Source organism: Paenibacillus sp. CMAA1364 (assembly GCF_054373195.1).
On the sequence record NZ_JBITNB010000007.1, the window covers coordinates 132,326 to 144,734 of the forward strand.

The window sequence follows — 12,409 nt, forward strand, 5'->3', positions numbered from 1 at the left end:
GGGTGAGTAATCATGGCTACATCAAATATTATTATTGTCGGTGGTGGATTAGCTGGGTTGATGGCAACCATCAAAGCAGCTGAATCAGGCACGCATGTACATTTATTCTCATTGGTTCCAGTTAAGAGATCTCACTCTGTATGTGCACAGGGTGGAATTAATGGGGCAGTGAACACAAAGGGAGAAGGCGATTCTCCTTGGGAACATTTTGATGATACTGTTTATGGCGGAGACTTCTTAGCGAATCAACCACCTGTAAAGGCTATGTGTGATGCAGCACCTGGTATTATTCATCTTATGGACCGTATGGGTGTCATGTTCAATCGTACGCCTGAAGGTCTTCTAGATTTCCGTAGATTTGGGGGTACGCAATACCACCGCACAGCATTTGCAGGTGCAACAACGGGTCAGCAGTTGTTATATGCATTAGACGAGCAGGTTCGCCGATACGAGGCAGATGGCTTAGTGACTAAGCATGAGAACTGGGAGTTCCTATCTGCTGTTGTTGATGATGAGGGGATATGTAGAGGAATATGTGCACAAGATTTGAAGAACATGGAGATTCATACGTTTGTGGCTGATGCAGTAATATTAGCTAGTGGTGGTCCTGGTATTATATTCGGTAAGACGACGAATTCCGTTATTAATACAGGTACAGCGGTAAGTGCGGTATATCAGCAAGGTGCTTATTATGCGAATGGTGAATTTATTCAGATTCATCCAACGGCTATACCAGGCGATGACAAATTACGTCTAATGTCCGAATCAGCTCGTGGCGAAGGTGGACGCATCTGGACATATAAAGATGGTAAGCCATGGTATTTCCTTGAAGAGAAATATCCTGCTTACGGGAACTTAGTACCTCGTGATATTGCAACTAGGGAAATATTCGATGTATGTGTTAATCAAGGCCTTGGTGTAAATGGTGAGAACATGGTCTATCTTGACCTCTCCCACAAAGATCCCAAAGAATTAGATGTTAAATTAGGTGGGATTATTGAAATCTATGAGAAATTCATGGGTGATGATCCGCGCAAAATTCCAATGAAAATATTCCCTGCAGTCCATTATTCCATGGGTGGAATATGGGTGGATTACAATCAAATGACGAATATCCCAGGATTATTCGCTGCTGGAGAATGTGAATATCAGTATCATGGTGCGAATCGCTTAGGAGCTAACTCACTTGTATCTGCTATATATGGCGGTATGGTCTCAGGACCTAAAGCGGTTGAATATATCAAAGGTTTGAAGAAGAAAGCCGAAGATGTTCCTACATCTTTATTTGATCGTTATAAGAAGGAACAGACAGATAAATATGAAGGTCTACTTGCAATGAATGGAACAGAGAATGCTTATGTTCTGCATAAAGAGCTAGGTGAATGGATGACGAATAACATGACGGTTGTTCGTTATAATGACAAGCTCGAAGCGACAATTGACAAGATTAAAGAATTGAAATTACGTTATCAGAATATCAATATGAATGATAAATCACGTTGGAACAATCCAAGTGTAGCGTTTACGCGTCAATTATGGAATATGCTAGAGCTCGCTCAGGCGATGACTTTGGGTGCGCTACTTCGTGACGAGAGCCGTGGTGCTCACTATAAGCCAGATTATCCAGATCGTAATGATGAAAAGTTCTTGAAGACAACCAAGGCGAAATGGACACCAGATGGTCCACAGATATCATACGACGAAATCGATGTATCCTTGATTCCACCACGGATTCGCGATTATTCAAAAGAAAAGTAGTAACGCTAAAAGACACAGATAATGCTTACGAGGTATGTCTTTCGAAGAATATCAAGTAGTAACGCTCAAAAACACGTGAGAGGAGGAGTTCATATGACGGAAACAGCTGCAGCAAAGAAAAATGTTAAATTTATTATTACTCGGCAAGACTCACCGGATTCGAAGTCATATACGGAGGAGTTTGAAGTTCCTTATCGTCCTGGAATGAACGTCATAAGTTCACTCATGGAGATTCAGCGGAATCCAGTAAATAGCGTAGGCGAAGATATTGCTCCTGTATGTTGGGATTCCAACTGTTTAGAAGAAGTGTGTGGAGCTTGTTCCATGGTGATTAATGGGAAGCCACGCCAGGCTTGTGCAGCTCTGATCGATAATCTTGAACAACCAGTGCGTCTGCAACCAATGAGTACATTTCCTGTTGTGCGCGATTTAGTGATTGATCGTAATCGAATGTTTAAGGCGCTCAAACAGGTGAAGGCTTGGATTCCTATTGATGGAACATATGACTTAGGGCCCGGACCGCGTATGCCTGAGAAGAAGCGTCAATGGGCGTACGAGTTGTCTAAGTGTATGACTTGTGGTGTGTGTCTAGAAGCATGTCCTAACGTAAATGAGAAGACGAACTTCATTGGACCAGCAGCTATCTCGCAAGTAAGACTTTTTAATGCCCATCCTACGGGTGAAATGAATGCGGAAGAACGTCTTGAGGCTTTAATGGAAGATGGGGGAATTGATGGTTGTGGTAACTCACAGAACTGTGTACGCTCCTGTCCAAAAGGAATCCCGCTAACGACTTCTATCGCTGAAATGAATAAAGACACTACCAAACATATGTTTAAACGCTGGTTAGGCGTATAATTTAATCTTACAATAAATAACACCTCTTCGATTCGCACTTAGCGACATCATAGAGGTGTTATCTTTCGGAATGGGAGGCAATGATATTGATTATAGATAGACCCATTACTAGCTCTGATATCATGGACGATTGTATGACACTTGGCATCCGTTCTGGAATGACATTACTCGTACATTCATCTATGAAAAGTATTGGTGGTTGGATTGTAGGAGGCTCTGAAGCGGTGATCCTGGCATTAGAGAACGCGCTTGGAGATGAGGGCACGTTGATTATGCCAACACAATCACCTAACCTTACAGATCCGCAGACTTGGATGAATCCCCCTGTGGATTCGCAGTGGTGGGAACTTATACGTGAGAGTATGCCACCATATGATCCGGACTTCACGGTAACGACAGGTATGGGCATCGTTGCAGAGACATTCCGCAAACAATCTGGTGTTGTACGTAGTGCTCATCCTCACACCTCATTTGCAGCGAGAGGAACATTAGCAACATACCTAATGAATCCCCACCCTTTAGATTATAGTCTAGGGGAGTGTTCTCCGCTCGCAAGAATGGTTGAGATGGACACATATGTCCTGTTGTTAGGTACGAGCTATGCGTGTAATACATCGTTTCATTTGGCAGAATATCGTTCCTCTTACCGAGGTAAGAAGCTGATTCAGTCTGCAGCACCCGTAGCTATCCATTCCCCTTCCCATACTCAATCACAATGGGTGCCATATGTGGATATCAATTTCCATTCAGATGATTTTCATAGGATTGGATTAGATTTTGAACGGGATTGTACAGGTCAATATACCCGTGGAAAGATAGGTCAATCTTCTTGTGTGCTGGCGAAACAACGCGATCTAATTGATTATGCGGTGCAATGGTTGGACAATCATCGATGATGGATAAGAAGATAACAAGAAGACAATTTCTGAGAGCATGTGGTGCAACGTTGTTAGGTGGTGGAATGTTGGTCGGTGGGTATGCTTGGTTATGGGAGCCTAAGCATCTCACTATTGAATATATAGAGTTGAATTTCAGTACATTCCCATCGTCCTTCAATGGTTTGAAGATTGTTCAATTTAGTGATGTACATCTAGGTTTTCATTTCGATGAGCGAAGTATTAAGAATCTAATGGAAGCCATATCAAGCCAATTACCGGATATGATTTGTTTTACAGGAGATATGGTAGATTACGATTCTGATGCGATGCGTAATGCCATTCCCGATTTATCTTCTCTTCACGCTCCTCTAGGTAAATATGCTGTCTTAGGGAATCATGATCATTGGGGTCAGCCTAATGAAGTTAGGCGTATGCTTGAGGAAGCGGGATTTACAGTTCTTCATAATTCACATGTAATCTTAACTAGAGAACATAGCTCGCTTGCCATTGTCGGATTAGAAGATGTTCTACACGGAATGCCTGATCCGCAAAAAGCACTAAAAGGAATACCCGAGGATACATTCTCCATCTTGATGGTACATGAACCAGATTATGCGGATATAGCTTCCTCTTTCCCCTTTAATCTGCAACTATCAGGTCATAGTCATGGAGGGCAGGTTAGGTTTCCTTTTGTTGGTTCTATAACAACACCCATTGGTTCAAAGCGGTATATACAAGGCCTTTATCATCTGGACAATAGTGATTTGTTGTTATACGTGAATCGAGGTGTTGGTGTTACGAAGTTGCCCATAAGATTTCTGTGTGCACCTGAAATAACCGTATTTAATCTGAATAACTCAGGAGAGTGAACAGATATGTTCGGCAGAGGTATTCCTAGCAACTTGTCTGGTTTATATAATGAGCGAATACAGCTTCGATTACTTGAACGATCAGACGAAGAACGATTATGGTCCATTCTATCTGATCAACAAGTATTTCTCAGCATTGCCAATGCGAAAGACGATACCTATTATCAAAAGAGAAAGTTACTTGGCCAAATACTTAGTCGTGATGTGGAGCAACATCTGCATTTGGGCATATGCTTAGCTCAAGAAGGATATCTTATTGGATTTGTTTCTCTTCAGAATTATAGTTCTTTTCGTTCGATGCCTTTGTTAGGGTATATGCTGGATAGATTATATTGGGGGCAAGGATTAACCACGGAGGCAGTAAGCATACTTATGAACTTCGGATTTAGCGAGCTTGGTTTGCAAAAAGTAGAGGGAAGATGTCGTGAAGATAATATTGCCTCAGAGAAAGTAATGAGGAAAAATGGATTCGTCTGGGATCGAATGCTTCCCCAGCGATATGGAGCCGATCTTGTAACGAATAAGATTAATATATTCCATCTGGATGCTTGTAATCATATCGTACGCATCTAATTGAAATTCATCATTGTTACACAAATGAAATGTTACTGATACGCAACTCTAACAGAGTGTGGTTATAATAAAAGCATAACCCCCTTTTAAAATATAAAAATTCCGGGACTCGTGAATAACGAGTCCTATTTTTTTGTGCAGATATGTGAAGGATAATTAATTGAACGGGACATTGACCTTTTGTTTGTCTTTATAATATACCCATTGCTTATATCCGATGTCCTGAAGTGTTGTGCGTACGTCCATGAATTCATCTCCTACACGGTCTGGAACATGGGCATCCGAGCCGAACGTGACGTCGACACCATAATGCAAAGCTCTTTCCAATAGAGCATTAGATGGATACCAACCGCCACATCGTTTTGTTTTTCCTGAAGTATTGATCTCAATAGCAACACCACACGCAGAAACAACCTTCATGGTATCGTCAATAACTTGATTCGCAGGAATATCGGAAAAGGCAGGATAATAACCTTTCATAGCATCAATATGTCCTAGAATTTGGAATATACCGCTTTTAGCAGACGCTTGAATTAAACGATAATACTCTTCCTTCACTTCGATTTGTTGGTTCTCATTCAAGTGATTCCATCGATTCTTGTTGAAGATACTAAGATCACGTACTTGATGGACAGATCCAATAATATAATCAAATGGATATTGTGCGAGGGTCCTTGCGTATAGCTCGGCTTGATTCACAAAGTAATCGGATTCAATGCCTAGAAGAACATCGATATTATCTTTATATTCCTCTTTAAGAGCAAGCACCTCTTGTACATAGTGGGTCAACTCAGATTTAGCCATTGTTATTTTGGGGAATGCACGATCTTCCTGTTCATAAAAATAGGGTGTGTGGTCAGATATGCCGATAACCTGAAGACCGGAGGAAATAGCTGATTCGATGTAATCTCTAATATTTCCATCGGCATGCCCACAACGATAATGATGTGTATGAATGTCGAATTTCATTAGATGAACACTTCCTTCGTCATATTTGTTATTCTGAGCTAATAAATTGTGTTTCTGGCATGCCCTTCAAGTCACTTAGAAATTGTTGCATCGCTGAAGTAAGATATCTGCCTGACTTATAAATGAGGCCAACAGGGTGTGTAACTTCAAGTTCGAAAATGGGAACGATTTTTAGTGTGCCCAAACGCAGTTCTCTAGAAACAGATAACTTGGATATGATCCCTGCACCAAGGTTAAGTTCCACCAAACGTTTAATTTCTTCACTACTGGAGAGTTCCATAATGACATTGGGAATTATCTTGTGTTTCTTACATATATCATCGACGAACTTCCGTCCAACTGTATCACCTGTAAGCAAGATGAGTGGCAAGTCACGAAGTGCATCAATCGTAGCGACAGGCATTTGCGATAGTGGATGATTAGGAGTAACGACAAGTTCAAAAGTATCATAGTACAAAACCGAAGTAATTAAGTTAGGATTGCGCTCAATAAGATAACCGATCCCAACATCAATCTGTCCATTCTCAACATTATTATATACTTCGCATGATGCCATGGATTGAATGGTTGTTTTGATGAGTGGGAATTGATCTTGGAAATAAGATAAAATACGAGGAAGGATCTGAATAGCAATTGAAGTGGTCGTTCCAAGTACAATATGTCCTTGCGGTGTATCATTTAGATCGTAGAGACGTTGCTTTAACTCTTCTACTATAGCGAGTATTCGTTCGGTATGATCTAGGAATACTCTTCCTCGATCTGTTAGTGTCACAGGTTGGTTTCGATCTACAAGAACGGTATTGAACTCATCTTCTAGGTTTTTTATTTGAGCGGAGACGGCAGGTTGCGTGAGATTAAGCACTTCTCCTGCTTTTCGAAAGCTCATTGTCTTAGAAATAGTTACTAGTGTCTCTAATTGGCTAATATTCACGGTACCCCTCCTTCAATTAACACTTCTCCACGGTATATTTACCAAGCGTTGTTTAAAATTATAGATGATCGTCTGATTCAGAGCAATGATATTGCAAATCACGTAACTTTTTTTTGTAAAACTTTATAAAATGGGTTTAAAGTCCGATAATTATAAATAGAAGATATCGACAGTTATTAACATTACGAGATTCAGATGAATAGTTAATAGGTAATAAGAACTATAATTAGATCTTTTAGCATATATTTGATGTCATATTGTTAGGTTTAAAGTATAATTATGTTATAGAAATATGAGGGGCTTTTGGCACTGTGCTGAACGTTCAAATGGAAAGAGGTATAAATCAACATGAAAGCTGAAATCATTAATCCATTTCTTGAGTCTGCACGGGGTGTCATTGAGCAAGTGATTCAAGTATCACCTTCGACTGGCAATTTGGGTATTAAGACAATAGAGTTTGTTAAAGGGGATATATGGATTCAAGTAGGTATGACCGGACAAATCTCAGGTAATGTGATATTTGGTTTGAAGGAGACAGTTGCATTAAAGATTGTTTCCGCAATGATGGGCGGATTTGTAATTACGGAAATGGATGAAATGGGTCAAAGTGCCATATCTGAACTTGGAAATATGATTAGTGGAAATGCGAGTACCATTCTTGCTAATCAAGGCGTAACCGTGGATATTACACCACCCAAAATCGTGACACCCGAGAATGATACGCTCTTTCAGTCTAAAAAGGCGCTTAGTATCCCATTGACAATGGATGGCATCGGTGAAATGGATATCCAAGTTATGATTTCTTAGAATAAGTGAAGAAAGTTCGCTATAACGAAAGGACTAGAAGATGCTAAAAGATAAAGTTATTGTAATTACAGGGGCCTCTAGCGGAATAGGTGCTTTAACGGCGAAAATGCTCTCTGAACAGGGTGCTGTTCTAATATTGTTGGCTCGTTCACAGACTAAATTACAGTCCGTTGGTATACAGTTATCAGGTACATTTGAGTTGATTGCTATGGATGTGACTGTGCAGGAGCAAGTACAATATGTGATGAATGATGTTTTACATCGTTATGGTAAAATTGATATTCTTATCAACAATGCTGGATATGGTAAATTTGAATCAATCGTAGATATGGAAGTGGACGAATTCAGCGATATGATGAATGTGAATTATATGGGAACAGTCAGATGTACAAAAGCGGTCTTACCGAGCATGTTGGACAGGGGAGAAGGCCATATCGTGAACGTTGCATCTATGGCGGCTAAGATTGGTACAGCGAGATCTACTTCCTATACAGCGACTAAACACGCCGTCTATGGGTTTAGTAATAGTCTGAGACAAGAACTACGAGGGAGCGGAATAACAGTCTCTACCGTTAACCCAGGGCCGATAGATACGCCATTCTTTGAATTGGCAGATCCTTCAGGTAAATATTTATCGAATATACGTTGGTTCATCATGAAGCCAACCTATGTCGCTCACAAAATGGTTAAGCTAATTGAACGTCAACAAGAAGAGTTGAACTTGCCATGGATGGCTTCAGTTGGTATACGACTGTATCAATTATTCCCTCGTTTGGCAGACAAGCTGACATATGGAATGATGAATAAGAAATAGAAGAACCGCCTCTCATGAGACGGTTTTTCTATTTATTTGGAAGGATTTGCGTTTTAGCATATAATGAATAAGAATGATTTGAACATAAAGGATGGACATACATGAATATAAATACTTTTACTGAGTTAGAGATTCCAATAGATATGGTCAATAAATTATCAGAATTCGAGATACACAAGCCTTCACCTGTCCAAGCAGAAGTCATTCCGGTAGTCATGCAAGGCAGGGATGTTCTTGCGCATTCGCAGACAGGGACGGGGAAGACGTTAGCTTATTTGCTACCTATTCTTCTAGGGATTGATCCTGAACTTAAATCGGTTCAAAAGCTAATTCTAGCTCCCACCCAAGAACTTGCTATGCAAATTGTACGCGAGAGTGAACGTTATGGTGAACATAGAGGCATACGTGTATTGGCGCTTATTGGTGGAGCTTCGACGAAGCGACAATTAGAGAAACTTCGTCTTCATCCACAATTAATTGTTGGAACGCCTGGTAGGATTAGAGAATTGATCGAAACGCGCAAACTCAAAATGCATCACGTCAACATGATTGTTGTAGATGAAGTGGACCAAGTATTTCAATTGGGTGCCGCAGGTGATGTAAGTCGTATTATTCGCAGTGCTATGCGTGATCGACAATTAATATTTCTATCTGCAACCATTAGTAAAGAATCAGCAGATCTGGTTAGTAGAGAGATGAAAGAACCAGCAATGATCGGTATCTCTCCAGAGCAGATGACAGCTTCAGGATTGGAACATTATTATTTCATATCAGAAGAACGGGATAAGCTGGATACATTACGTCGTCTTATCCGATATTACAATCCACAGAAGGCGCTCGTATTTGTGAATACGACGGAAGATATAGCAGAAGTGGAAGCTAAGATGAACCATCTAGGCATTAGTACTAAGGCCATCTATGGCGATGCTCATAAGTTGGCACGTAGTGGCGTGCTGGATGGTTTCCGTAAGGGCAAATTCAAAGTGCTTGTCGCTAGTGATTTAGCAGCACGTGGATTAGACATCGAAGGGTTAACGATGGTCATTAACTATGATCCTCCGACAAATTCTGAGCACTATGTTCATCGAGCAGGAAGAACAGGAAGAATGGGACGAAAGGGTATTGTTCTATCGATCATTACGCAACGTGAAGCATTTATCATTAAGAAATTCACAAAGGAGCTTGATACTCCAATTGGACTTAGAACCATGTCCGTGGGTAAAGTCATTGAAACGGGAAAAGAGAGCTCAAAACCAGATCGGAAATTATTCAATGAACCACCAGTGAAAGCACCAGTGAAACCACAAGTGTCAGAACACACTCAGTCAATGGATAATACAGAATCTATTGTGCCACCAGTACAGAAGCCGATTGCACCACGTAAATCAAGTAAATACAATGATGGAGCTAGTAAAAGTGAGCGCGAACGTGCACGTAAGAATAAGGGTGCACCGAAATGGTTGAAGAATAAGTCTTCACTTGATTAGTATTTACATTGTTGCTGCTATGAATCTCTTTATGGATGGCTGTTATCAAATTTGAGGTGATAATGATGAATGAAACGAAAGTATTAGACATTCAAGGATTAACCGGAGGATACAGTCAGAATCGTCCTGTATTACATGATGTTCAACTTCATGTGGGAGTAGGGGAGATGGTTGGCCTTATTGGACTCAATGGAGCTGGTAAGAGTACGACGATGAAGCATATTCTTGGACTGATGTCACCCCATAAGGGAGATATTCGAGTTCAAGGCAAGAAGCGGGAAGAAGATTCAGAGGCTTATCATAGTGCCCTTGCTTTTGTACCTGAATCACCGCTCCTGTACGAGGAAATGACGGTTAGAGAGCATCTTGAATTTACCGCGAGAGCTTACGGGGTTTCGAAGGAAGACTTCGAGAACCGATCCCAGAAGTTAATAGCCTTATTCCATATGGGAGATAAAATGGACAGCCTTTCTATCCATCTATCTAAAGGAATGAAACAAAAGGTGATGATCATGTGTGCCTTTGTTGCTCGTCCATCTCTATATATCATTGATGAGCCATTTCTTGGTCTAGATCCCCTTGGTATTCGTTCATTATTGGATTTCATGATGGAGTTAAAAGCTGGGGGAGCTTCGATTCTATTAAGTTCTCATATCCTATCGACCATCGAGAATTATTGTGATCGATTTATCGTAATGCATAAAGGCTGCATTATTGCCCAAGGCACGCTTGAACAAATTGCTCAACAAGTGGGCAAGCCAGACGCACCGTTGGAGGATCTCTTTTACACACTCGTACAGGGTAGGATTTGAGTATGGATCTCAATGGTCTTCGAATTCAACGACGTCGTCAATTCTGGGGAGAGGTTATTCCTTATTTAGGATATGTCATGCAAAGCGGTCTGGCTGTCATGCTTATCTTTCTATTTATTGCATTCTCGGCATGGTATACCTCATTAGTGCAACAAGTACCAGTAGGACTTCCTATTCGATCTATCATGCTAATTATATTACTTCCATTAAGTGTTCATAGCAGTTTCCGTACATACCTACAATTCCCCGACACTGTGTTTCTTCTGCCTCAAGAGTCGAAGATGCATCGTTATTTGAGGGGAAGTTGGCTAAGTGGTGTAGCTTATAAGATGATAGGCCTGACATTTGTATTCGTGACCTTGTGGCCATTATATATTAGAAGTGATATCTCACCTAAGCCTTTCTGGATATTCTTATTGCTACTATGGATGTTAAAGATGATATCGAGTTATGGCGGTTGGAATGAGACCCTAATGGTATCTAATGCTGCATCTAAATGGTATCGGATACTAAGATGGGCAGTCGTGGGACTAGCTTTGTCAGCATGGTTATGGCAACCATTAGGCAAAAGTCTTATTTACGTTCTTTTAATAGGAATAACATATATCGTGGCATTAACATTTCCTGTGAAGCATTTAGTGCCATGGGAGCGATTGATTGCTAAAGAACAGGCCCAGATTGGTCGAGTCATGTTGGTGTTGGGATGGTTCGTTAATGTGCCAGAGCGTCAACAACGGGTATATCCACGTCGAATACTCTCTAGACTAGGAAGTCAGATATCATGGCGCCAAAACACCGCATATCGATATCTTATGACTAAGAGCTTCATTCGTAGTGATATATTCGGAATTATTATGCGTGTCTTCGGGTTAGGGTTACTTCTGTTGTGGTGGACGCGTGGAAGCTTAGTTGGTAGTGGCATTTATTTGTCCGTGCTGTTCTTAATAGGGGTCCAATTATCTTCATTACAAGGGTATCATCGTGAATCCTTTTGGATGAATATTTATCCGATTCCAAAGAATAGTAGAGGGCATAATGTGAAGCTCTTTGTATTTCAAGTTCACTTATGGATGGTTATACTCTTATGGTTACCTTTTTGGGTTGATGGATGGTCACATATCACACTGAATTTTGGAACACTCATAGCGGGAGTAATGATGTCCTACCTGATCCGTGTTGTCATCTCGCGTAAGAATAATCAAGCTAATGATGAGGATTAGGTTGTGAACGAATGAAAGGGGGCTGTCCCAAAAGTAGATTTTCTACAAGCGAAGACAGACTCTCCGCATTCTCAAAACAATAAAAAGTTAAAAGAGCAGCGATTCTCCTGTTATTGGAGGATCGCTGTTCTGCGTTTTTGATCAATCGCGGCTTGTTTCAGTAGATTATGGGCAAGTGAAAGCCAACCGACCTCAAGCGTCACTTTTTTCATGCCGCGAAGTAGAAATCACCCGAATCCCCGGTTGTTCTTCAGTTGTCCAAATACACTTTCCGACTCCGTCATTCGGCGTACGGCCAAGGCGTAACCTTCCTCGCTTCGCAGAATTTCCCGTGCCTGTTTCTGGTACCTCAGTCGTTCCAAACTGACAACCACTTCCCGATTTCCTGTTGTCTTCGTACACCGTTCCTTCAGTGGACAGCCCTCACAGCTTC

Annotated in this window: 12 protein-coding genes and 1 pseudogene; 10 read left to right on the top strand and 3 right to left on the bottom strand. The window is 41.0% G+C overall.

Annotation, left to right across the window (positions count from 1 at the left end):
* Positions 1-12: 12 nt before the first annotated feature.
* The 5 genes from sdhA to ACH8E3_RS07470 all read left to right on the top strand — a co-directional run bounded on the left by sdhA (position 13) and on the right by ACH8E3_RS07470 (position 4,936).
* On the top strand, positions 13-1,758 hold the full coding sequence (sdhA, locus tag ACH8E3_RS07450; protein ID WP_458631986.1) for a succinate dehydrogenase flavoprotein subunit: 1,746 nt from the start codon (positions 13-15) through the stop codon (positions 1,756-1,758).
* 93 nt (positions 1,759-1,851) lie between these two features.
* On the top strand, positions 1,852-2,616 hold the full coding sequence (gene sdhB / locus ACH8E3_RS07455; protein ID WP_458631987.1) for a succinate dehydrogenase iron-sulfur subunit: 765 nt from the start codon (positions 1,852-1,854) through the stop codon (positions 2,614-2,616).
* An 80-nt stretch (positions 2,617-2,696) separates the two neighbouring features.
* A complete protein-coding gene (locus ACH8E3_RS07460) occupies positions 2,697-3,512 on the top strand; it encodes an AAC(3) family N-acetyltransferase (RefSeq protein ID WP_458631988.1) in 816 nt (271 codons plus the stop codon).
* Positions 3,509-4,363, top strand: coding sequence for a metallophosphoesterase (locus ACH8E3_RS07465; RefSeq protein WP_458631989.1), 855 nt, complete (start codon positions 3,509-3,511; stop codon positions 4,361-4,363). The genes ACH8E3_RS07460 and ACH8E3_RS07465 overlap by 4 nt, the downstream gene beginning before the upstream one ends.
* 6 nt (positions 4,364-4,369) lie before the next feature.
* Positions 4,370-4,936: a GNAT family N-acetyltransferase gene (locus tag ACH8E3_RS07470; protein ID WP_458631990.1), complete on the top strand. Its 567-nt coding sequence runs from the start codon at positions 4,370-4,372 to the stop codon at positions 4,934-4,936.
* A gap of 156 nt (positions 4,937-5,092) precedes the next feature.
* Here the strand turns inward: ACH8E3_RS07470 and ACH8E3_RS07475 are convergent, their stop codons facing one another.
* Positions 5,093-5,905 carry a histidinol-phosphatase gene (locus ACH8E3_RS07475; protein WP_458631991.1) on the bottom strand — a complete coding sequence of 271 codons (813 nt, stop codon included), beginning with the start codon at positions 5,903-5,905 and terminating at the stop codon, positions 5,093-5,095.
* A gap of 28 nt (positions 5,906-5,933) precedes the next feature.
* Positions 5,934-6,836 (bottom strand): LysR family transcriptional regulator, encoded by a 903-nt coding sequence (locus ACH8E3_RS07480; RefSeq protein ID WP_458631992.1) that lies wholly within the window; start codon positions 6,834-6,836, stop codon positions 5,934-5,936.
* A 348-nt stretch (positions 6,837-7,184) separates the two neighbouring features.
* On the opposite strand from ACH8E3_RS07480, the gene ACH8E3_RS07485 reads away from it, so the two are divergent.
* From ACH8E3_RS07485 to ACH8E3_RS07505, 5 genes are all read left to right on the top strand, one after another.
* Positions 7,185-7,643 (top strand): chemotaxis protein CheX, encoded by a 459-nt coding sequence (locus ACH8E3_RS07485; protein WP_458631993.1) that lies wholly within the window; start codon positions 7,185-7,187, stop codon positions 7,641-7,643.
* A 40-nt stretch (positions 7,644-7,683) separates the two neighbouring features.
* Positions 7,684-8,457 carry an SDR family NAD(P)-dependent oxidoreductase gene (locus tag ACH8E3_RS07490; RefSeq protein WP_458631994.1) on the top strand — a complete coding sequence of 258 codons (774 nt, stop codon included), beginning with the start codon at positions 7,684-7,686 and terminating at the stop codon, positions 8,455-8,457.
* Between the two features lie 101 nt (positions 8,458-8,558).
* A complete protein-coding gene (locus tag ACH8E3_RS07495; RefSeq protein ID WP_458631995.1) occupies positions 8,559-9,944 on the top strand; it encodes a DEAD/DEAH box helicase in 1,386 nt (461 codons plus the stop codon).
* A gap of 65 nt (positions 9,945-10,009) precedes the next feature.
* Entirely contained in the window at positions 10,010-10,756 is a 747-nt protein-coding gene (locus ACH8E3_RS07500; protein WP_458632004.1) for an ABC transporter ATP-binding protein, read from the top strand.
* A gap of 2 nt (positions 10,757-10,758) precedes the next feature.
* Entirely contained in the window at positions 10,759-11,976 is a 1,218-nt protein-coding gene (locus ACH8E3_RS07505) for an ABC transporter permease (RefSeq protein WP_458631996.1), read from the top strand.
* 110 nt (positions 11,977-12,086) lie between these two features.
* On the opposite strand, the pseudogene ACH8E3_RS07510 reads toward ACH8E3_RS07505, so the two are convergent.
* Positions 12,087-12,409: pseudogene (locus tag ACH8E3_RS07510) on the bottom strand (transposase); the annotation flags it as partial.